This window comes from Microcoleus sp. Z1_A1 (genome assembly GCF_036700305.1).
In the GTDB taxonomy this organism is placed as follows: Bacteria; Cyanobacteriota; Cyanobacteriia; order Cyanobacteriales; family Microcoleaceae; genus Microcoleus.
On record NZ_JAUBOR010000005.1, the window covers coordinates 23,877 to 45,405 of the forward strand.

The 21,529-nt window shown below is 44.9% G+C and carries 18 protein-coding genes and 1 pseudogene; 8 read left to right on the plus strand and 11 right to left on the minus strand.

The features are described 5' to 3' along the window. Positions 1-539 precede the first annotated feature (539 nt). Entirely contained in the window at positions 540-1,940 is a 1,401-nt protein-coding gene (locus QT973_RS04540; RefSeq protein WP_333052395.1) for an S-layer homology domain-containing protein, read from the minus strand. 69 nt (positions 1,941-2,009) lie between these two features. Between QT973_RS04540 and QT973_RS04545 the strand changes: the two genes are divergently transcribed. From QT973_RS04545 to QT973_RS04560, 4 genes are all read left to right on the plus strand, one after another. Then, entirely contained in the window at positions 2,010-2,564 is a 555-nt protein-coding gene (locus QT973_RS04545) for a hypothetical protein (RefSeq protein ID WP_333052397.1), read from the plus strand. A 480-nt stretch (positions 2,565-3,044) separates the two neighbouring features. Further along, a complete protein-coding gene (locus QT973_RS04550) occupies positions 3,045-3,527 on the plus strand; it encodes a BON domain-containing protein (RefSeq protein WP_333052400.1) in 483 nt (160 codons plus the stop codon). Between the two features lie 391 nt (positions 3,528-3,918). Next, positions 3,919-5,130 (plus strand): histidine kinase, encoded by a 1,212-nt coding sequence (locus QT973_RS04555; RefSeq protein WP_333052403.1) that lies wholly within the window; start codon positions 3,919-3,921, stop codon positions 5,128-5,130. Positions 5,131-6,622: 1,492 nt separating this feature from the next. Further along, a complete protein-coding gene (locus tag QT973_RS04560) occupies positions 6,623-7,684 on the plus strand; it encodes a pentapeptide repeat-containing protein (protein ID WP_333052406.1) in 1,062 nt (353 codons plus the stop codon). Positions 7,685-7,709: 25 nt separating this feature from the next. On the opposite strand, the gene QT973_RS04565 is transcribed toward QT973_RS04560, so the two are convergent. Together QT973_RS04565 and QT973_RS04570 are read right to left on the minus strand one after the other, a co-directional pair. Then, positions 7,710-9,143 carry a transposase gene (locus QT973_RS04565; RefSeq protein ID WP_333052407.1) on the minus strand — a complete coding sequence of 478 codons (1,434 nt, stop codon included), beginning with the start codon at positions 9,141-9,143 and terminating at the stop codon, positions 7,710-7,712. 278 nt (positions 9,144-9,421) lie between these two features. Continuing rightward, a pseudogene (locus tag QT973_RS04570) lies at positions 9,422-9,613 on the minus strand (ATP-binding protein); the annotation flags it as partial. Positions 9,614-9,745: 132 nt separating this feature from the next. Between QT973_RS04570 and speD the strand changes: the two are divergent. Then, complete coding sequence (gene speD, locus QT973_RS04575) at positions 9,746-10,168, plus strand: adenosylmethionine decarboxylase (protein WP_190743421.1); 423 nt, start codon at positions 9,746-9,748, stop codon at positions 10,166-10,168. A gap of 84 nt (positions 10,169-10,252) precedes the next feature. On the opposite strand, the gene QT973_RS04580 is transcribed toward speD, so the two are convergent. After that, positions 10,253-10,849: a hypothetical protein gene (locus tag QT973_RS04580; RefSeq protein ID WP_333208431.1), complete on the minus strand. Its 597-nt coding sequence runs from the start codon at positions 10,847-10,849 to the stop codon at positions 10,253-10,255. 145 nt (positions 10,850-10,994) lie between these two features. Here QT973_RS04580 and queF point away from each other — a divergent pair, with 145 nt between their 5' ends. Then, complete coding sequence (gene queF / locus QT973_RS04585) at positions 10,995-11,414, plus strand: preQ(1) synthase (protein WP_333208430.1); 420 nt, start codon at positions 10,995-10,997, stop codon at positions 11,412-11,414. Between the two features lie 126 nt (positions 11,415-11,540). Here the strand turns inward: queF and QT973_RS04590 are convergent, their stop codons facing one another. The 5 genes from QT973_RS04590 to QT973_RS04610 form a co-directional block, all read right to left on the minus strand. Beyond that, entirely contained in the window at positions 11,541-13,007 is a 1,467-nt protein-coding gene (locus QT973_RS04590; protein WP_333208429.1) for a TerB family tellurite resistance protein, read from the minus strand. A 412-nt stretch (positions 13,008-13,419) separates the two neighbouring features. After that, a complete protein-coding gene (locus tag QT973_RS04595) occupies positions 13,420-14,832 on the minus strand; it encodes a cytochrome c biogenesis protein (RefSeq protein ID WP_333234314.1) in 1,413 nt (470 codons plus the stop codon). 339 nt (positions 14,833-15,171) lie between these two features. Continuing rightward, positions 15,172-15,903 carry a cytochrome c biogenesis protein CcdA gene (locus QT973_RS04600; RefSeq protein ID WP_445305685.1) on the minus strand — a complete coding sequence of 244 codons (732 nt, stop codon included), beginning with the start codon at positions 15,901-15,903 and terminating at the stop codon, positions 15,172-15,174. 584 nt (positions 15,904-16,487) lie between these two features. Next, complete coding sequence (locus tag QT973_RS04605; protein ID WP_333052421.1) at positions 16,488-17,204, minus strand: pentapeptide repeat-containing protein; 717 nt, start codon at positions 17,202-17,204, stop codon at positions 16,488-16,490. A gap of 205 nt (positions 17,205-17,409) precedes the next feature. After that, a complete protein-coding gene (locus QT973_RS04610) occupies positions 17,410-17,595 on the minus strand; it encodes a hypothetical protein (protein WP_333052424.1) in 186 nt (61 codons plus the stop codon). A gap of 94 nt (positions 17,596-17,689) precedes the next feature. On the opposite strand from QT973_RS04610, the gene QT973_RS04615 reads away from it, so the two are divergent. Further along, positions 17,690-18,442: a tetratricopeptide repeat protein gene (locus tag QT973_RS04615; protein WP_333390732.1), complete on the plus strand. Its 753-nt coding sequence runs from the start codon at positions 17,690-17,692 to the stop codon at positions 18,440-18,442. 88 nt (positions 18,443-18,530) lie between these two features. Here the strand turns inward: QT973_RS04615 and QT973_RS04620 are convergent, their stop codons facing one another. Beyond that, positions 18,531-19,868, minus strand: coding sequence for a peptidylprolyl isomerase (locus QT973_RS04620; protein ID WP_333208425.1), 1,338 nt, complete (start codon positions 19,866-19,868; stop codon positions 18,531-18,533). A 119-nt stretch (positions 19,869-19,987) separates the two neighbouring features. Between QT973_RS04620 and QT973_RS04625 the strand changes: the two genes are divergently transcribed. Then, positions 19,988-20,539: a peroxiredoxin gene (locus tag QT973_RS04625; RefSeq protein WP_333052432.1), complete on the plus strand. Its 552-nt coding sequence runs from the start codon at positions 19,988-19,990 to the stop codon at positions 20,537-20,539. Between the two features lie 366 nt (positions 20,540-20,905). Here the strand turns inward: QT973_RS04625 and QT973_RS04630 are convergent, their stop codons facing one another. After that, positions 20,906-21,445: a phosphate-starvation-inducible PsiE family protein gene (locus QT973_RS04630; RefSeq protein ID WP_333052434.1), complete on the minus strand. Its 540-nt coding sequence runs from the start codon at positions 21,443-21,445 to the stop codon at positions 20,906-20,908. Between the last annotated feature and the right edge of the window lie 84 nt (positions 21,446-21,529).

Consider the following 21,529-nt stretch of genomic DNA (forward strand, 5'->3'; position numbering starts at 1 on the left):
ATCCGGTAGCATCGGAATTATTCCTCTGTGTATTCTCTCCCTCTGCGTTCTGGAGCGCCCTCTGCGGTTAAATCATTCCGATACAACCGGAAACGATATTAGTTAAAATATGTAGAAAATTTGCCCGCCAAATGCAGCGGTTGTATGGCAGGATACAGAAATTAAGATTAAAAAAAAATCTATCCCCTAGGGTAGGCCACAACGACAGAAAAGCCGATGTATAATTTATAGAATAATTTTTTACGATGACTCGCCCATAGAAATTAAAAAAACAAGGTTTTTCAGCGGATATGCCTCGCGTTGTATTGGGCATTTTCGTAGATAAAAGTCGGTTTCTGGGTCAGCCATATTCACAGAAATCCTAGAAACTCAAGCTGCAATTTTTGTGGGGGGCGATCGCACGCCGATCAATCAAAAATTGGTACAATTTCGTCAGTCTTGGACGCAAAAACCGGGTTTGCTTACAGAGAAAAAACCCGGTTTCTTGGGTATTGGTAAGTAGATGCTGTGTTCAAAACTTTTAACCACGCCAAACAACTCTACTCAGCAGGTGGAGACTTTGCTTCCAGGGCATCTTTAGCAGACAATCCCTGATCTTGAACGCCAAAATACCACAAACTAGCAGCAGCTTCGGCACGAGTCACTGATTTCTTCGGCTGAAACAAAGTAGTAAAACCAAAAACCCGGCGAATATTCGCCAAATCTCCATTGTTAAAATCAGCTAAAACTGCCCGCGACGCCTGGGAATCAATCTTAGAAGCATCTTGAAAACCCCACTTTTCTTTCACTCCTTCAATGTTAGCTGTCGGCAAAACTTGACGACTATCTAAAGGCACTTTCCAGAGAATCATTGTTTCGCGAGTTAAAGGTGCATCCGGGCGAAATTTCACATCTTTAGTTTCTCCAGAAAGCGAACTCGGAATTACACCGGCTTCTGCTAAACCTTGAATTGCTGAAAAATCCGGATCAGTTTTGGGTACGTCAGAAAAAGCCGGTTCGCTAGAGTCTACTGCTAATCTAATTTGTTTGGCTTGACGGCTAACATAAATCTGATTGTTAGCTGCTACTAACCAGCGGGCGTATTCGCGGCGAGTGACAATTTTGTTGGGTTTGGGTAAAGTGCGGCCACTTTCTAAATTAGCACTTTCGGTCGTTCGCACTTTCAGCACTTCCAACTGACTTAAATCTGCCACAAACTGCCGCAACTGTTGAGGAATTTGGGTGTCTAGTTGGCTAACTTGTGCTGATTTTGGCGATGCGGATGGTGTTGGAATAGTTCCCTCTGAATTAGAGGGAGTTGGTGAAGCGGTTGGAGATGCGCTAGACTCGGAATTATTAGGTTGGGGACTGGCGGCAATTTCGGGGCTTTCTTTGCTGTAGTCGATCGCAAATTCTGTAGAACCCCCTACTTTTTGAGTAGGAGAAAGCGACACTGTTACCCGTAAATTATCTCGCGTTGCTACCAAAGAACCTTGTCCCTCGGCGGTGGGGCGGCTGACTATTTCCCAGTTGCGACGCCCAAACTCTGTAGAGTAAAAGTTCCCAACCGAATTAACCGGATCTGTGCTTTCCCAGCGCAGCCGCACATTTTTTTGCGACGGATCGGTTTGCCCAGTAACTTCGATTAACTCAGCGTTAGGATAGAGTGGAATCTCTGTCGGGAAATCGGGAGGAAGTTTGGCGGTAGAGTTTGTCTCAATTGCTGTCGCTGGTGGCGGGGAAGAGAAAACCACTGGATTTTGTTTTAATTTCGGATCGGCGGCTAAAGATTCTTCAAGTGCCTTGCTGTTGGGGCTGTTTGCACAACCTGTGACAGCAGCCAGCAGACACACAGCCAGCCAAGTATTTACAGCAGCGAGTATATTAGTTTTATTGGTTTTAGTGATTTTAGAGCGTCCTTGAGAGTTGCCTCGCCGTTGAGTAAATATAATATTCAGCATAAATCCCCCCTTTGCGGATATATTTCTAGGCTAGCGCAGATCGATCGGGCAAATATATTTATTACCCAAATGAAATTTCTGTATTTACTTCTAGTTACTGCTACATTACTTTCATACCCTGTCAAGTTTGCCCGTCCTGCTGCATCTCAACCAGCCCCGCTGCGGACAGCCATTCAGATGCCAGAGTGGCAGCCATTTTGCTCAGCGATGGGTCAGTTTGCGATCGATATGCCGGCAAATCCCAAAATTAATTATGAAATTTTTTCAAATCAAATTATTGCTCATACATACCGATCGAACTTTAAAAACAAAGAAACTTATTTGCTTCAATACTTTGACCTAGATTTTCGCCTGACTAACAATAATATCAATAATATCAGAATAACTTTAAATAGTGCAGTTGATTTTTTCGTCGTAGGGGCGAATGCTAAAGTCTTGCAAGTGCGGGATATTTCCCTCGGAGGCTATCCGGGAAAAGAGTTTGAGTTTCAGCCACTTTCCCCTACTGAACCTGTAGGTGTAGGTCAAGTTTTTTTGGTAGAAACGCGCGTTTATGGGCTGGTAGCCACTACCTCAGAACCCGAAAATGCTCAAAAATTTCTCGACTCTTTTCGTTTATTTTGAAGCAGGAAGTTGGGTAATGGGTAGTGTACGATATTTAACGGATTTAACGGAGAAATGTTGAAGGAATAAGTCACAGATTCCAGGAAAGAGAGAAAAACGAGTGGGGAGCGGTTATCTAATTTATTAATAAAACTTATGCTTGGCAACTGGGTGTTCAGGAAAATCTTGACTTGGGCAACAAAAAAGATTCCCATCAACCGCGTTTTTGAGGAAGAATGTAGTCAGAACTAAATTACGCTTGATTTCACGTAATACCTTATTGTATTTTTTGTACTCTATCTAACGACATAGATAAATTTTACACCCGTGGAGCGATGTAGATACTTGCTCAAGTTTATATATTTGATATAAGGATTTTTAAATTGCAGAAAGCACAAACCAGAAAGCACAAACAAAGATGCTGTCTTGCTCCATCTCGCTCCCATCTGGCTCAACTAAGTCAGCCTCATAGAAAGCTTACCCGGAGGGTATTAACCTATTATGAACAAATTAACACCAATTCTCCTCAGCGGCATCCTATTATTTGGAGGTGCTGCTTGCAGCGACGTGGCTAAAACGAGCGCTGATGCTCCTAATTCGGCCACAGGAAATACCACTAGCCCGCCCCCAGCCGAGACAGTTCAAAAAACTCAGGGTGACGCCACTAGCCAGATTCGCCAAAACCAAGCAAATTCTGATATTAGGGCCAGAGAACAGCGCAACAATGTGACGGGAGGCGATGCCATAAGAGCCGATGGCGACCTGCAAAGTGAAGTGCGGTCCAAGTTAGAAGTAAACATCACTAAAGGTCAGCTAACTGTGGAGGCCAAAGACGGGCTTGTCACCGTAGGTGGCACAGTTCCCAATCAAACTGATCTAGCTAAAATTGAGCCGCTAGCTAAAGAGATTAAGGGTGTCAAAGATGTGAATGTTACGGCTGTTGTCGCCCCCGCTGCACCCGCATCGCCTAGCAGCAATCAATAAATGAGCCGGAAGAAGTCCGAGGGAAAGATGTAGTTATCTAGTAGGAGAGAAGTCTGAGGGAAGAGGGTAAAGTTTGGCATTGTAAGATTGCTTGCGGAGCAGATTACAATGCTTAGGTGACTATCTAGGGAGAGCTGGGTTTTAAAGTGAAAGAGTTTAAATTGAATTTTAAATTCACCCATTCAAAACTCACGCAATACCTGCAACTTCCCCTTCCCAATTTCCGATTTCCCATCCCGGAAAAAGAGTGGGAAACCAACCTGAAGATAGAGTGGGAAGTTATTCCCAGCGACCGATGAAAATTGTTGGGAAAAAATGACTAAATGTGATTGATGGCAGAGCATAAATTCTGTGGTTGTGTAAAAGTAGTATATTTTTCAGGAGAAAAAAAATGGCTTTAGGTCAACACAAGCGAGCTGTAGGAGCATTTTCTAATTACCGAGATACGGAACTAGCCCTGATGGAGCTGCAAAGTACCGGGTTTCCGATGAATAAAGTTTCGGTAGTTGCGGAAAAGCTAGATAACAGCGAAATTGCGGGCGCTAGCGCTGGTAAGAGTACCGACGAGAAAGTCGGTGGTGGCGCCAAAGCAGGGGCGACAGCGGGAGTCGTGACGGGCGGTTTGATTGGGTTACTCGGAAGCATTGGAGCGCTAGCGATTCCGGGAGTTGGCCCGGTGATGGCGGGGGGTGCGATCGCAACTCTGCTGGCAGATACTGTAGTCGGAGGCGCGATTGGGGCTGCAGCAGGCGGTTTGGTCGGCGGTTTGGTCGGTTTGGGAGTTCCCGAAGATAAAGCTAAAGCTTATAACGATCGCGTCTCGCGCGGAGAATATTTGGTATTCGTAGAAGGTACAGATGCCGAACTTGCCACAGCCGAAGGAATTATGAGCGTGCGGGGCATTCAGGATTGGGGCATTTACGATGTGCCAGCAGACACCGGCCGCAGAGCTTCTGGTCGCCAGAAGCGCGCCGTGGGAGTATTTTCAAGCCGCCACGAGACGGAACACGCACTGGGAGAACTGAGAACTGCCGGTTTCGACATGAATCGGGTTTCGGTCATCGCTAAGGATGCTGACTCCAAGGGCGACATCGCAGGCATTGACGTGCACGACAGCACGGACAACAAGGCCGATGAAGGGGCCACAAAAGGCGCCCTCACCGGTGGCACTTTGGGCGGTTTGACAGGCTTGTTGGTAGGTCTGGGCCTAGTGGCAATTCCGGGCATCGGGCCGATTATGCTGGCAGGAGCCTCAGCTACGGCGATCGCCACTACACTTGCCGGTACAGCTTTGGGTGCGGCAGCAGGGGGCTTGATCGGAGCTTTAGTCGGTATGGGAATTCCCGAAGAGGAAGCTAAAGTATACAACGATCGCGTGGCCAGAGGAGATTACTTGGTACTGGTTGACGGCAGCGAAGCAGAAGTCGCTAAAGCCGAAAGCATTCTGAGCCGCGGAGGTATTCAACATTGGAACACCTACGACTATAATCCCAGCGTCGATAGTGCTCGCGCTGATTACGGCGCACCGGGCACTCCAGGGGTTGATACTACGCCTGGTATTTACGATCCCAATCAGGGCGTTACGGGCAACCGTCGGATTTAATCATTCAGACTTTGTTTGGGTATGGTTTCTACTTTCTGCAGGGTAGTCGCACTCGCGCACTCGGATTGTAGAAAGCGATCCAAGCAACAGTGGCGAGCTAGCGGTTTTACGCTTCGTCGGTAAAATTATCTCAAAAGTCGGCTTTTTCTCTGAAAGCTGGCTTTTGTTTTGTTCTGGAAAGTTAAAAAAGCTCCCTGTCAAAAGTTTAATTTGGATTAGGGGCTCAATCCGTGAGCTGGGCTTTGCGCCGGAGGAGCGATGGGCTCCCTTAATTTTTATAGCCTAAATCAGCAGCAGTTTTTTACTCTGTAACACTCACTACAGCTCGATTGCAAACCCTGCAGTATTATCAAATTTGATGACATAAATTACAGCAGATATTGCCCAGTTAGTCAAAGAGCGACTATCTTTAATTATGGGGTGGCTAATTTCACCAACTTATACAGGTGAAGTACCCAGTCCCGCGCGCCCAGAAATGCCTGCGGTGGTCGGCAAATATTAGAATAGTAATAATTGTCGGAGGCTTCGGGCAAGACTTAGGCTGGTCATTAGTTAGCTGTAGCAGCAGAATTGCCGTTGGCAATACCTGCTACAGGAATACAGTTTTTCTGGGAATGCCTCACCGAAACATTTGAGAAGCCCAGAAACAGCTTTTATGTCCGGGAGCGCGTCAGGTGTCGGGTGTTCTGTAAATTAGAACCGCAAGCGCTCATGGATCGAGTAAACATTAACAGCAAGCACAGCAGCGCGGGAGCACAATGGCTCGCGGCTAATTTTTTCGCGAAATCTCAGGCTCAGCGCAGCGTATTGTTTGCTTTGCCTGCTGCTCGCTCAGCACTCCGAGGGAAACAGCCTTCCTGTTGGATTTCACGCTGCGCGCAGCACAGTGGGGGGAGGTGAAACTAGCTGAGCTGACCGAGCTCTGCTTTCAGGGGCGATCGAAGATAGAAGGCACTTATGTAGAAGGCATTTGGGGTTGAAGCTCCGATATCTTGTTTCTTGATTGCACTAACTAATAAATTCGATCGCCAGTACCAGCAATTTTTCCGGTCAGAATGCGGCGCGGATGCCGCCAGCAATACCCCAAATATTCGATCTATCTTTACAAGATCGATCGACAACTTCTCGGTATTTTGGTAATTAGTTAGCAGGTAATATTAGTGGTTAGCAGTTAGTATAAATAAAACTAACAATTAACAACTAACATCAACGGCTAAATAATTACTAGCCAAATAATACTTACAGGACTTACAGGCGGCGAGAAACGCGGTTTTTTCATAACTTCCGCGCTAGCCAACCTCAGATTATACCAGAACCCGGTTTATTTTCGTAAATTATAACTATGAGAGCAGGGTGATGGTAGGAATCAAGCAGTTTTGACAATTGTTAATGTGGCAGTATTAGTTTAAAAAACTGACTGGCAAACACGATAGTACAAACTTTCACACAACATAGAACATCGAGAAATTAAGGAAACTCACTCAATTTTTTTATGAATTTCACTGAACTTTTAAGTGCCGATGAACTTTTAATTAGACATAGAAACGGGGAACGAGATTTTCGAGGAGCTAACCTCATTGCAGCTCATTTGAGTGAAGCTAATCTCAGTCGAACAAATTTGAGCAACGCTAATTTGAAAGGTGCCAACTTAATTAGAAGCAAACTGATTGGAGCTAATTTAAACGCCGCCGACTTGAGCGGAGCTAATTTGTCTAAGGCGAAATTAATTGAAGCCAACCTGGGAAGTTCTAGTTTCACTGGAACTGTGGCGATCTCCGCAGATTTTAGCGGCGCCAATCTCAGCGGAGCAATATTGTCTCAGGCTGACTTGAGCAAAGCGGTTATGACGGGAGCGAGTTTAGTAGGAGCTTGTTTGCTAAGCGGCTCAAAACTAACTGAGGCTAATTTGAGCGGGGCGACGCTGAGCCGAGCAATTATGAGCGGGGTTGACTTAAGCAGAGCAAATTTGACGAGAGCCATTCTCAGCGAGGTAGACTTGACCGGGGCGAACCTGAGCGGAGCAACTTTAACTCGGGCTTATCTCAATCGCGGAAATCTCAGCGGCGTCAATTTGGTTGGGGCTTGTTTGAGCGAAGCAAGTCTGCGGGAGGCTTCTATTAGCGCTGCTAATTTGAGCGGTGCTGACTTGAGCGGTGCTGATTTGCAATCGGCCAATCTAAATGGCTCTAATTTGAGCGGGGCTGACTTGCAGGGAGCTAATTTAAGTAAAGCTAATTTAAATGGTTTGATTCTGCACAATGCTGATTTGAGGGCTGCGAATTTGAACAAAGCTTCTTTACGGGGAGCTAACTTGAGCGGTGCGAATTTGGCAGGTGCTAGCTTGCTGGAAGCGGATTTGCGGGGGGCGAATTTGAGTCACGCCAATTTGTCGGGAGCGGGTTTGCTCCTAAGTTCTCTGACAGGGGCGAATTTGACAGGAACTAATTTGTCCGAGGCTAATTTGATTGGGGCAAGCTTGAATGTTGATAATTTGAATGAAGCAGCTTTGGGCGGGGCGATTTTGCCGAATGGAGCTACTCACAGCCGGGATTGATGAGTTGAGTGAACTAACCTGACGGTCAACTGGGTACAGTTAGACCGCAGGCTTCTTTTTCCTTTTTTTCAAAGGCTTTTTTGAGTGACGGAGTTCCCCCGCCACTTTCGTAATTCAGACCAATCTTTCTTATGAGTTTGGCTGAGTTTTCGTCTCGATCTAATGATTCTCCACACTGACAAGAATGCCACCGCTCCGATAATTCTTTCGGTACTTTGTTGAGGCAGTTCCAGCAATGTTGGGAAGTTCCCTTCGGGTCAATAAACAAAACGCTTTTGCCTAGCTTCCAAGCGACATACTTGAGGACGTTAGTAAATTGCCCATGAGCAGCATCAAGCATGGATTTATTCAAACCGCTTTTAGCCGACTGACCGTTTGGCAAATAAACCAAACTGCCATCCTCAATATCAGTCTTGGGTTTGGCGCGTCTAGTCAGGTTTTTGACACTCAAGTCTTCAACAACTAAAACATCACACTTACCGAACAGCTCATGTGCCGTTTTGAATTGGAAATCCAATCTGGCTCTGGCAACGAATTGATGGAGTCTGGAAACCTTATCCTTGATAATTTTCCAAGGCTTAGAACCCTTGACTTTTTTGGCTAATTTCGCTTGAAGCCTTGCCAGTTTTTGGGCTGACTTTCTCAAGAATCTAGGATTCTCAACTCTTTCGCCATTGGAAAGATAGGCGTAATTTGTTATTCCTAAGTCGATACCAAGAGTGTTTTTGTCAGTCGGTTGAATTTCTGCAACCGTTACGGGAACCGTCTTATCTTCTAGCGTCAATGCAATATACCACCCATCCGCTTCTCTGATGACTGTAACCGTCTTAACTTTAAAACCAGTTGGTATTGGACGATGGAAAACCATCGGCACTTGACCTATTTTCGCGAGGTCAATACAAATCCTGTTTTGCTCATCCTTGATAATATCTAAATTGCCTAACTGAGGATAAGTGAAGGATTTGTAGTAGTGAAGCCCCTTAAATCTGGGCTTGCCTCTACGATTGCCATTTTTATCGGGCGTGGTGAAGTTTGAGAAGGAAGTTTCAACTCTGTTGACCACATCTTGCAAAACCTGAGAATCCAACACTTTGTAATCAGGAAACAGTTTTTTTGTGTTTTTCAAGTCAGCAAGTTGAATTGTCTGCCACTGTACATATCCGCCTTCAATGTTTGAGAAAACATCACCTTTTTTAGTCAAAGGATTGCCTGATTCATCCTTTTTCCTGCCATCCCTAGTTTGGACTCTCGTCAAAGGAATATTTCGATAAATCTCCTCAACGGGGACTATCGAAACAATCAAGGGACAAGCGTTTATGGGTGTTCTCGTGGTTTCCCACCACCTGAATCTTTCGCCTAATCGGTAGTTGTACTGCCGCCGACAAAGTTCTAAGTGAGCCACAATCGTTGTTGATTGAGCTTTCGTGGGTTTGAGGCGGTATTTGTAAGTGAGTTGCATTTCTAAACTTCCTGTTTTCGACCTTTGAATAGTATAGTTTATGTACGTCCAAAATGCCACCCCAAAAATTATTATTTCAACACTTGGAAAAAGCATCTAAAATCAAGATGTTCCCGAAGATTGATTCGTGATAGGCGAGATTAATTGTTGGTTTCCGTTCCTCCACCCAACGCTTCTGGACATCCCTGCGGTAATTTAGTCGGGGTACTTCGCGAGCGCTCAGATTAATCCCCTCTAAATATACCGAGGGACTTCCCGGCTGGGAGTTAAATAATCTTTCATTTAAAACTCAAAACTTTTCGAGCTTCAGCCCCAGCGGCAACTTCTTCAACCGGATTCGCGGTATGCAAGAGGGGAAGTTCAACGGTGAAGGTGGCTCCCTGTCCTTCACCCCTACTCTCAACCCAAATTCTGTCGCCGTGCAGTTCCCCAAGTTGACGCGCGCGCGCCAGCCCCAATCCCAAACCCCCAAATTTACGATTTAGAGCTCCATCCTCCTAATCTTCATCTTTCTTTGGGAAACATACTTGCAAAATTTTTGACACCGTGGTATGGTTAAAAGGTTTGAGACTTAAAAATCAATAGAGGTAAAACCCCGCAGAATGAAACAATTGGGAACCCATCTGGTCGCTGATGCTTGGCAGTCTCCTGGAGACCTGCTCAACGATCCTGAACGTATCCGCCGCGCTATTCTCGATGCGATCGAAGCCGGAGGAGCTACTCTCATCGATTTGTGCGTACACCAGTTTAGTCCTCACGGAGTGACAGCTACTGCTACTTTGGCAGAGTCTCATATAGCAATCCATACTTGGCCTGAACACGGTTATTTTGCTGCAGACTTATTTTTCTGCGGAGCCGGCGACCCTCACCGAGCCATGAAGGTGCTACAGACAGCTTTGGAAGCTAAACAGGTAAAACTCACTGAGTTCACGCGCGGTTTCGAGCCCGGGGTGGGAATCGTAGGTTCTGCTTGTGAAGAGCAGTATGCCCCTCGTTCAGTAGAAACGATTGCCGCCAGAGGATGATGGCCAATTAGCGTAACTTTGAACATTTTATGCTAGGTTTTGTTTAAAATCCCACGGCTTGAGCCGTGGGATTCTTGTTGGAATTTACTTTTTCATTAATAAAGGGCGAACAACTAAATAACCTGCACCGAAAGCTGCAATCACAATCAGAAAAATCGCGATCGCCAACCACAATCCACTTAAGTCTGAGGTTTTTTTGAGTTGCGATCGCACACGGTAAGGAGTTTCCGGCACCTCTGTAAATAATTTTTCGGGAAGTGGCTGCGGCATCGAGGCGGCTGTTGGCTCCGGTTCCGGTAGTGGGAAGGGGAAAGCCACTGTCTGAGGTGGTTGAGGTATGGCAGAGTTAGTCTGCGAGGTTACAGGTGGTGGGGGCGGAGGTTCAACGCTGAAATTGAATTTGACTGACGGCATTTGAGGCATCCCTGTCTGGGTAATACTCTGAGCCGAGTTGACTACTTGCTGTAACTGTTGGGATACTTGAACTACTGTTTCTACTTCTCGCCGCAGTTGTTGATTTTGTTGGACTAATTGCTGATTGTGGGTTTTGAGGGAGTCCACCATCGCTTGGGCTGCTTGCAGCTCTGCCGTGACTTCTCGATAGAGGGAAATTGGTACTGATGGAGAGTAACTATTTGAGTTTTCAGGGGAAGTATTGTCAGATAAGGTAGTATTTTGCATAATTGTAGATGGCGAGGGTGAACTTGTTTTAGTTTAGCCTGAGACTATTTGCAATTAGATCGATCGCAACACAATTCGTCAAGATATTTGTTACAGATATTGAACGTAAAATTAATTTAATGTTACAAGTTTTTAGTCGATCGCTATGAATAAGCACGCACCGGAACAAACTATGTCGCAAAAGTCAAGCACCGAAGAAATGAAATACGGCGAACGCCAGATTTTGGAAGGGGAGTTAATTACTTTCCCGAATCCGCGAGTCGGGCGGCGCTACTCGATTAACATTACGTTGCCAGAGTTTACTTGCAAGTGTCCGTTTTCTGGCTATCCCGATTTTGCGACTATTCACGTTACTTACGTGCCAGACGAGCGGGTGGTAGAGTTAAAGGCGCTGAAACTGTACGTCAACAGTTATCGCGATCGCTACATTTCTCACGAAGAATCGATCAATCAAATTTTAGACGATTTTGTGGCGGCTTGCGCGCCGCTGGAAGCGACGATTAAGGGCGATTTTTCGCCACGCGGGAACGTGCACACCGTGATTGAGGTGTCGCATCAGAAGTAGAAGGCTCAGCCTTTAAATGTGCGTTATCAGAATACTCAGATACCCGACTTCTTTAAGAAGTCGGGTATCTGAGTATTCTGTTTTTTTAGCCCTTGCTCACTTAACTAGATAAATTGTTATCAAAGACTAAAGATTATCCGCTGCTGGTTGGAGGCGGTATTGTTCGCGGACGCTCAATAACTTAGTCTTGGAACCCTTTGGTTCTAAGGCTTCCGTCAGCCAAAGCTCTTGCTCATGCTTGATGTTTATCGCCCGCCGGATTTCTTTCACCTCCTCACGAGAAATACCTAGCTTATCTGCCATGCAGTTATGAAGATGTAATTCTGACAAATCAATTTTGCCATCAGCAACGGCAATCTCCCAAGCTGTACATAATATTAGGCGATGCTTTAGTCGCTCTTTATTGCTTTGACTACAACTTTTTTCCCGATGTTCTTCATCAAAAGGAATACTCGTTGTCATGATTTCATCAAATTTTTGCCGTTGTTCTATGGCTTTGCGAACTAAATCTCGCTCTTCCTTTCTCATACCGGAGGTAGTCATCAATCTATCTATAGTATCTTCCTCCTTGTCATCTAATTGACCATCAATCCAAGCCATTGGTAAAGCAGCAATAATTATCTCTGATAAAAACTTGCTCATCTTGGCCGCTTCTTCTTGATTTTTCCAGCCCGTCAGACCGCTGTAAATCCCGACAGTTGCTAATACTCCCAGTCCAACAGGAGCAGCAAATGTTAGTAATGAGTAGTACCCTGCACTGACAACAATACCCGTTGAACTGCCCACCAAGCCCCCAATCAAAGGAATGCTGTGGATAGTTGTCCAAATACTAGCCGGCGCAAATACTGAGGTCGCAACTGCTGAAGCGCCAACACCAGCCAAAGCCCCTACAGTTGCACCTGTCCCTAGTGCAAAAGCATCTTTTGTCCAATCTTGCCCCTTATTTTGCTTTAATAAGTCGGCACTTATACCTTCATACTCTGCAACTGAATTTTTACCAACATATACATTCAATCCTTCTAATTCACGATCGATATAGCTTTGATAAGATTTATCACTAAAGTTGATGCCACGCTTACAGCCCTCTTCATAAATTTTCTGGCTGGCATCGTTAATAGTAGATTTAACTTTCTTCCAGGATTTGCCAAAAATATCTTTTAAATCTTTAATATCGGTTTCTATGTCATTTAATCCAGCAAAACCTTTTCCTCTTAGTCGCTCTAAGTAATAGCCTTTATTCATGTCAAAAATCATATCTAAAAGTGCCAGTGCCACCACAAGAGCAATAGCGCCAGCAATGGGACTGGTAATAGCACCGATCAGGGGTACACCCGTCCAAGGTATAACGGAATAAGCCATGAAAGTCACAATGCTACTAATTACCAGTAGTCCAACAGTAATAATTTTTCGCTCTGTGGCAGATGAGTCAATATCTGAATACAAAATTTTGAGGAGCCGAATATATGAGGGAATTTTGGGAATGCGAGTCAGAGCGAACTTGATAACAGGAGCCAGTACAGGAATCAAAAGAGCGAAAAGCGCACTGAGTATAGGTAAAACTGTTTGAAGGACAAAAGGAACGATAATTGGCATAAAAAAATACCAGGATAAGTTGATCCATAGTTATTGAGTTTTTTTAAATTTAAATAACTATGGGTAGATGATATCTCTTGTTGTGAAGATTTACAATTGTATAGTCACTGACTTTTATTAAAAATTACCTGATTAGCAGTACCATAATTTACGTAAATTCACTTATTTTCCGATATAAAATCTATTGCATTCGTGTCACCAACCAGGCTCAAACCCATAATGAAGGTCGCTTGTAGTCGAGTCTCTATCTCCCTAAATCCCCTTAAAAAGGGAGTAGGGCGTGACTTTGAATGCTCTTCCCCCTTTTTAAGGGGGGCTAAGAGAGATCGAGGGGATTGTGACTCAGACAGAAGACTGATACTACCTTTTACCTGGTTGTTGACATCAATGGTGGGCAATGCCCACCATAAAATTAATTTTGACTAGCTAGAGAAGTCGGCGCTATTTCGCTCTTTTCTTCCTCTTGTTTCGATTCTGCCAACTTGTCCAAAATCTCCACAACTTCTCTTTCAAAAGTCACCTGAGCGCGATTTGTGCGCCCGCCGACGTATAGTTTGCCGTCCTTTTCCAAAGCCCAAATCTGCGAGTGAGACAGATAGCTCATCAGCACACTAAGCATTAGCAACCCGAAGCCAGTATAAACGATCGGAATACCAGGATCGGCTTTAATTTGCAATCCCGTACTGCCTACAACTTCGTCAATTGTCAGCATGACTCCGTTAACTTCCACCGCCGTGCCGGCGCGAACTGTAGTTAACAATTTGCCATCCGTACCGTACACTAACATCGTTCCTTGCAAGTCTTTTGCTAGCAGAGAAACTCCCGCACTCAAATCTGGTTTTGTGGGAATCCAAGCACCCCAAATTCGGCCTTTACCTTGGGTGTCTAGCTGAGCCATTGGCAATTGTAAAACCGGGCTTTTGTTGAGGCGAACTCGCACGGCGGCTATTGCCCAATCTGCTTGATAAAATGTGACTCCCCGATATCTGAGGGGCTCGTTAACGTGAATGGTTTTACGATCGACCTCTTGGCCTGTTTTGTCCAAAACTGACAGATCAGAGTAAAATTGGTCGATCGCACCGCTCGGACTATAATCAATCCAGAACCGATTAACTCGCATCGACCAATCCTTCGGTATTTGCGGCCCCGCCCAAGGCCCCGCATCCAAGATATTCTGCACCTGAAATGTTTCGCCGCTGGCAACCATTTCTTGACCGAGAAATCCCGTCATTGCGCCCCATATCGACCCAGTTAAAATAATTAGCATACTGGCGTGAACAATAATCGGGCCGACTTTGCCAATTATTCCCTTGCGGGCATAAACTTTTTCGCCTTCTCGAAATATGCGGTAGTTTTTTTGCTGCAAAAGTGGTTCTAACGAAGTTAAAGCAACTGTTTCTAATTCCGCACTGAGAGCTAATTTTTCAAACTGCTTTGGTTCTTCATAAAATTTCCAGCGGCGGGCGGCTTTTAGTGCGGGAAATTGTCGGGTAAATGTACAAGCTGTTAAGCTGCTGCCAAACAAAATTAGGATTGACAAAAACCACCAAGTGCGGTATACGTGGTCAAGTCCTGCAATTAGCACAACTTTCCAAGTTAGGAAGCCGAACAAAGCAGGGTGTTCTGGATAGTTAGATTGGTAAAAGGGTACTGATTGGCCTTGTTCGATGACAGTGCCGGAAATGCTGAAAAATGCGATCGTCAGCAGCAAGATAATGGCCAGCCGCAAATCTGCGAGCACCGGCAAGATTTCTCGCTTGAAAAACTTTTGAGGGGCAGTCGCCCAGCTTGAGAGTTTTGATAGAAATACTTCTTTTGATGTCATTGGTAATTATGGAGGAAGTTCGGCAACGAGCAATGTACGGGATGTAACGGATGTCAGCAAGTTCGGCAACCAGCACTGTACGAGATGTAACGGATGGAAGAAGGGAGAAGGAAGAGAAAGGAGGGAAAAAAAAGATGAACAAAATATTATTATGTTTATTGAAAAAGTCTCAATCAATTTTGAATTCTTTCTCTTTTCTTTCTTTCTTCCTTCGTGTTCTAGCGCTTACGCGCGGCTTCGCCTAACGCGTCTTCGCGGTTCGTTAAAAAAAACTTAATTCACGCATTCCATAGTGATTGCTATATCTCTCAATAAGGACTGAATTCCTGAGAACGAAAGTTACGCGGGAAGGATGCGGGAAAGCAGAGAGAAAACGCCAAATCCTACTAGCAAAACGCCGCTAACAGGCGTAATCCAACTCGACCACCGACGTAATTCTAACAGCTTTTTTATGCTAGCAGTGAAAGTGCCTGCTATGATTAGCGGAGCGACGTAGCCAGCAGCGTAAAACAGCAGTAACACACCACCTAAAACTGTATCTCCCGTTTTGGAAACCCAAGCTAAGAGTGTAGCTAAAACCGGCGTGCTGCAGGGAGAGGCTACTAAACCAAAAGTTAAGCCCAATAAGTACGATCGCACACCCGCCGGCAAATCTTTCGGCACCCACCCCACAGCGTCGAAAGACGGCATTTGTAAGGGTAAAGCTTCGAGTAAATTCAGCCCCATTAGAATAGCAATAATGCTGACAAGAATCGGTAAACCCAGGCCAATTTTGCCGTAAACTTGTCCGGCAAATGATGCTACAATGCCTAAACCCGCAAGGGTAGTGGCCAATCCCAGGGAAAACCACGCAGACTGGACTGCTGCTTGCAGGCGACTTTTTGCTTCGTATCCACCGATGTAGCCGATCGTGATCGGCAACATTGAAAGCATACAGGGCGTTAAGCTCGTTAGCAACCCTGCCAGAAAGATGACTCCGACGCTGACTAAACTGAGGTTTGTCAGTTGCGTATTTACTAAATTATTAGCAAATTGTGCGAGTTCGTAAAGTTGAGTTTGCAGGGTTTCCATCAGTCGATTCTAGATTTTAGATTTTAGATTTTAGATTTTAAATTTTAGATTGAGTCCACAGCCCATCGATTTTAGATTTTAGAGAGACTCTACAGATGAATTTGGGAGTTTAAACTAAATATCTAATATTTTTGTTATTCACGACTCCTGTCGGGGGCTGGTATCCCTAGGCAGGCGACTTCAGGTTCGGGGCTGTTCTGGCTTTGTTGAAAATTGTAACAGATGCGCGCAGGTTCGGTTTGAGATTTAAGATTTTAGCGAGATTTACTGGTTGGGAGTTAAAAGGTCGATCGCACCCTGGTTTAAATTGATATCTTGACCGCAAGCATCCAGGATACCCGCCACGTGATTCATTCCTTCGGAGACTCAGGAGGGAGAAATAAAAACCTGTATCCGATGAAACTTGCCGAACGTATTTATCTCGCGCAAGTCAAGGCTTCAATCTAAAATCTAAAATCTAAAATCTAAAATCGATTGACAGCATCCTCAACAAGCTGTTGGCAATGGGCGCAGCTACACCCGATAATGCGAAATCAGCCCGAAAGCCTGTTGTTGAAATTATTCAAGCAGACTTTAATTTTACTCTACTGTAAATTAAAGCCACTTTCTTCATTAATAGACCCGTCCGGCATTATTGCCCCAGCCAGCACCGCACCTCTGAGATTTGCTCCCGTTAAAATAGCGCCTTCTAAATTAGCATTGCTCAAATTTGTGACTTGTTTGGAACCTCGGAAAAAGAAGCTGTGCAAGTCAGCACCTGTTAAATTAGTGTCTGCCAAATTAGCATATTGCAAGTCAGCACCGTGCAGCGTCGCATCCGTTAAGTTAGCTTGGGTAAGATTGCTTCCCCAAAGTCGAGAATCTAAGACATTAGCATCTTGTAAATTGGCGCGGCTCAGATTTGCCAAAGTCAGATTAGCATCCCACAACTTGGTACCGTTGAAATTAGCTTCTGTCAAATTGGCTCGACTGAGATCCGTGCCTAGAATATCAGCATTTGCTAAATTAGCGCCGGTGAGGTCTGCGCCAGAAAGATCCGCATTTTTTAAGTTAGCACCGGACAAATTAGCGCCGGACAAATTAGCGCCGCTCAAATTGGCTTCTTGGAGATTAGCGCCCCGCAAATCGACAGCGCTCAAATCGCATTGCTTCCACAAAAAACTGACGCACCAATTATCCTTTAATAGGTGACTCAAATCCTCCCCATTCGCTGCCATCACAGGAGGAGTTAAGTAGAGAGTGAACAGGACGATCGCCAACAATGCAGCGAAGAAAATTTTCAACCTCATAACTTTTTTCATTGACACTAATTTGTGCCATAAATTATTGATGTCTAATCAAAGCATAGCAAATAATCGGCAACTTTCCTCAGCAATATTACTCAAAAATATTAGTAATTTGTGGAACAGGCCGTCGGGCCTGTTAAGCGAGAATGGTGCTCGGGGCGTGAGTAAAAACCGGGTTTAAGATGGCCGTGTCCGATGGACAAATCCCGATCGAATATCGCTACAAAGTAATACTTGCTGCCGACAGTTGCGATCGCTCTCCCAGGGGCATACCTGCCAATAATCCCGGTAGGAACTGCTCAATATGGGAAGAAAGAAACCGCCAATCTAGGCGGAAAACCTTATATTTAAAGGGTTCTAGACGCATTTGTTCTGAAGTGCGATCGGCATCACTAACTAAGCCCAACTTTCATCACACAAGTCAATGCCCCAGCATCACCAAATCTCATCAAAGTTATCACGTTCCTGACACTACGGATATCACTGTCAGTAGCTGAAGTATGGAGGAAAATGACAGCATACAGTTGAACACCACTTCTCCCATGCCTACTATCCCCCTTCTCCCAAGCCAATTAGTTGTCACAACTATTTTCAATTCGATCGAATCTTTGGGATTCACTAATATTTCCGGGGTATTTTCGGGGGAGCAAGCTGAATCCCGACAAGAGGCAAATTTAAAAGTTAGTACCAAAAAGTTTTACACTCAGGGTTTAAGAAATCTCGAACAACAAAACTTGGACGGCGCTATTAAAAATTTTACTGCCACAATTAACATTAATCCGCAATTCGCGTCAGCTTACAACGATCGCGGTGTGGCCCGCTACAAATTAGGCTATAAGCAATCGGCGATCGAAGATTTAACTACAGCCATCGAACTCAATCCTTACCGAGCCAAGTATTACAGCAATCGGGGGTTTATGCTGACTCGTTTAAAACATTATACTGCGGCGATCGCAGATTACAACTCGGCACTCCTGCTCAACCCTAATCTAGCTCAATCTTACTTTGACCGAGGTGCTATCCGCCTGCAAATGGAGAATTCCCTAGCAGCACTAGCTGATTTTGAGTCAGCAATTCGCCTCAATAACGATTTTGCTAAAGCTTACTTTAACCGAGGAGTGATTAGATATAAATTGAGAGAGGTTCATGGAGCATTTGAGGATTTCCAGAAGGCAGCAGGGCTTTTTAAGCAGCAGGGGAGAATGGATTCTTATCAAGATGCGGTTTCTAAAATTAGTCAGCTATGGTATTAGTTGAATTTGGAAATTGGGAATTGATAATCAGGTAAGGTGCACCGAAGAGCACCCTACACCTATAATTAGGGCGTGAGTCTTGTTAAAGTTAGCCAACTCTCAAGGCGGCGTCTCCGGGGGGCAAGTTATCGACAAGGAAAGCAGTAGAAAAGTTAATTGCAAAAGCAGCATTTTGAACTGCTGCAGGGGCGGCATTTTGAACCACAGCCAAAGTCACTCCTCCAAATTGAATGAGTGTGTTGCTGCCTGATTGGGTGAATGAGGTGTTGGATAAAGGGCTGGTTAAGCCAATACGATCGCCCTCTCCAGGCCTAAAATCAAGAATTATATCGCTCGCCCCATCCAACTCCAGATTTTCACCCGTAACCAGAACAAACGTATCAGTACCGCCACCACCAGTGAGAGTATCGCTGCCAGTATCGCCAATCAAAAAATCGTTACCATCGCCACCGATTAAAACATCGTTTCCTCTGCCGCCTCGCAAAAAGTCGTTACCAGCATCGGCATTGATAATATCGTCGCCGAGATTTCCGTTGATAATATCGTCGCCAACACCTCCGCTAATGGAGTCGTTACCTTTGCCGCCTCTAAGAAAGTCGTCACCCGCTTCGCCCGTGATAGTATCGTTGCCTTGGCTGCCGTTAATTGCATCATCAGTCGGTGAACCGATGATGCGATCGTTTGCACTACCTCCCAGTACACCGCTGGGATTTTGCTGAGAGTCTTGGGAAGTGACTTGATAGTTGTTGGGGGTGTTTGGCAATCTGAGCGCTCCCAAAGATAGATTTACGAAATTGGTACTATTGATTAAAGCGTTGAGCGCATTAACATCGCTAACTATGCTAGAAACCCGACTGGGAACGATTCCTTGAACGACTTTTGCAGTTGAAATGCGATCGCCCTGCTGCACCGCATTCACCGTTTCAAAACCTTGAATAACGTTACCAAAAACAGCATAATTACCATCCAAAAATGGCAAATCATCCAAAGCAAAATAAAACTGCGAAGAAGCCGAATCCAAAGCATTAGAACGAGCCATTGCCACAGCCCCTCGATTATGCTGCAACTGCGGCGTCTGGGTTACAACTTGGCTGTAAACAGGTTGCGCGGCCCCTTGCGGCGTAATTTCCAAAGGAATAAAACGCGCCTGATTGGTATCAGGGTCAATAAAACTACCCGTTCCCAATTGACTCGCTGGAATTGTCCTATCTCTGCTGCGCGGATCGCCTCCTTGCACTACAAAAGGCTCTGGCTGGCGCACAACTCGGTGAAACATCACCCCGTCGTAAATGCCTCGTTCAACTAAGTCAACAAAATTTCCCCCAGTAATCGGGGCATTAGTGCCGTCTACTTCGATCGTAACGGGTTGACCGTTAATTATCTGGACTACTATAGCTTTGCCTGTTAACGGGAGTGCAGCGCTCATGGGTAAATTGCTATTTGAGTGAGTGATCGTTGGGTTTTAGAAGCAATCCGCGAATTGCCCCTACCCATTTAATCAGAAAACTGTAAACTTGTGTTAAGTACAGTTCTACTTCTAAATTTATGATGCCCCGTCGCAAGTTTTTTACCACTTTATTGGCAATTTGTCTAGTTTTTCTAAGTTTCAATTTTGCCACACCTGCATTTGCCCTAGGTGGCAAGCTTCCGGCGGTGAATCAACCAGCCCCGGATTTTAGTTTGCCGACAAACAGCGGCGACGGACAAGTGTCCCTGTCCGATTATCGCGGTAAGTGGCTGGTAGTCTATTTTTATCCGAAAGACTTTACTTCGGGATGTACGATCGAAGCGCGTCGATTTCAGGAAGACTTGCCGAAATACTTGGCAAAAAATACTCAAATTATCGGTATTAGCGCTGATGATGTCAACTCGCACGCGGAATTTTGCGATTCGGAAGGTTTGAAGTTTCCACTGTTAGCTGATACCGACGGTAAAGTGAGTAAAGCTTACGGTTCTTGGATGAGTTTTATCTCCGCGCGACACAGTTTTATTATTGACCCTGAAGGTATTTTGCGGGAAACTTTTGTGAAGATTAATCCGGCGATTCACTCTAAAGAAGTGTTTGCCCGCTTGCAGGAATTGCAGGCTAACGGGTAATACCATTTTAGATTTTAGATTTGAGATTTTAGATTTGAATAATTGGGAATGACTGATGAACCTTGTCTTGGTAGTGAAGACTACATTCCTCTGAAAATACAGAGGAATGTAGTCTTCACTGCCAACGTTATCAGGTTGATTTGAACTCACATCTTGCACCATTCTCAATAATTCTTTTTTGGGTGGATTCTCCTGCCCAACCCCTACTCCCCACAAGAAAATCTACTCTTTGTGGAACGGGCCCCAGAGCCCGTTCTTGACAATGGTGCAAAATCTCAGTTTTACGCGAAATGATAGCTGTAACGTGACAAGCGATAAAAGACTAAATCTAAAATCTAAAATCTAAAATCGCCTGTCATGACATATTCAATGAGAATTAAACTTGCTATTGACTGCAACAGATGCGACAGAAGATTCATTGTCTGAAAAATTTTTCTTTCTGCTAGCCATGCGACGTTCCGGGTCAATTCCCTCGAAGGTTGGCGGCAACCAAACTCGGACTACCAACAACACTGCCAAAACCAGCAAAAATGCGCCTGTTGATAATATTTGAACCGAGGGAGTTTCCAGCACTCCCCGCACTATCACTTCTCGCAAAACTGATACAATACAAACTTCCACAGCTACGCCGATCGAAACTCTTTTTTCTTGCAAGTAAATAATTAGCAGCCGAAATAATTCCACTAAAACTAATAGAAATAAAATATCTGCCGTGACTTCCTGGAAATTCAAAGGAGGTAGCAGCGAGAAGAACATTTCTCGCAGTTCTAGCACCATGAAACAAAACAAACCAATACATAGGGAAATTACAATTAAGTCTTGGACTGTTTCCAGACCGGTGACGATTAATTGCAAATTCAACCATTGAGGGGGGTTACTCGACGAGTTGTTTAAACGCTTTTCCATTGACATATGCTGCAACTTGTTTGGCTTTCTTACAGCTTAATTGAACTTAGGTTAATCTATGGCAATTTACAGGTTTAATCTCTT

Coding starts and splice junctions, on each gene's coding strand:
- QT973_RS04540 (WP_333052395.1), bottom strand. CDS start 1,940: ATGCTGAATATTATATTTACTCAACGGCGAGGCAACTCTCAAGGACGC.
- QT973_RS04545 (WP_333052397.1), top strand. CDS start 2,010: ATGAAATTTCTGTATTTACTTCTAGTTACTGCTACATTACTTTCATAC.
- QT973_RS04550 (WP_333052400.1), top strand. CDS start 3,045: ATGAACAAATTAACACCAATTCTCCTCAGCGGCATCCTATTATTTGGA.
- QT973_RS04555 (WP_333052403.1), top strand. CDS start 3,919: ATGGCTTTAGGTCAACACAAGCGAGCTGTAGGAGCATTTTCTAATTAC.
- QT973_RS04560 (WP_333052406.1), top strand. CDS start 6,623: ATGAATTTCACTGAACTTTTAAGTGCCGATGAACTTTTAATTAGACAT.
- QT973_RS04565 (WP_333052407.1), bottom strand. CDS start 9,143: ATGCAACTCACTTACAAATACCGCCTCAAACCCACGAAAGCTCAATCA.
- speD (WP_190743421.1), top strand. CDS start 9,746: ATGAAACAATTGGGAACCCATCTGGTCGCTGATGCTTGGCAGTCTCCT.
- QT973_RS04580 (WP_333208431.1), bottom strand. CDS start 10,849: ATGCAAAATACTACCTTATCTGACAATACTTCCCCTGAAAACTCAAAT.
- queF (WP_333208430.1), top strand. CDS start 10,995: ATGAATAAGCACGCACCGGAACAAACTATGTCGCAAAAGTCAAGCACC.
- QT973_RS04590 (WP_333208429.1), bottom strand. CDS start 13,007: ATGCCAATTATCGTTCCTTTTGTCCTTCAAACAGTTTTACCTATACTC.
- QT973_RS04595 (WP_333234314.1), bottom strand. CDS start 14,832: ATGACATCAAAAGAAGTATTTCTATCAAAACTCTCAAGCTGGGCGACT.
- QT973_RS04600 (WP_445305685.1), bottom strand. CDS start 15,903: ATGGAAACCCTGCAAACTCAACTTTACGAACTCGCACAATTTGCTAAT.
- QT973_RS04605 (WP_333052421.1), bottom strand. CDS start 17,204: ATGAAAAAAGTTATGAGGTTGAAAATTTTCTTCGCTGCATTGTTGGCG.
- QT973_RS04615 (WP_333390732.1), top strand. CDS start 17,690: ATGGAGGAAAATGACAGCATACAGTTGAACACCACTTCTCCCATGCCT.
- QT973_RS04620 (WP_333208425.1), bottom strand. CDS start 19,868: ATGAGCGCTGCACTCCCGTTAACAGGCAAAGCTATAGTAGTCCAGATA.
- QT973_RS04625 (WP_333052432.1), top strand. CDS start 19,988: ATGATGCCCCGTCGCAAGTTTTTTACCACTTTATTGGCAATTTGTCTA.
- QT973_RS04630 (WP_333052434.1), bottom strand. CDS start 21,445: ATGGAAAAGCGTTTAAACAACTCGTCGAGTAACCCCCCTCAATGGTTG.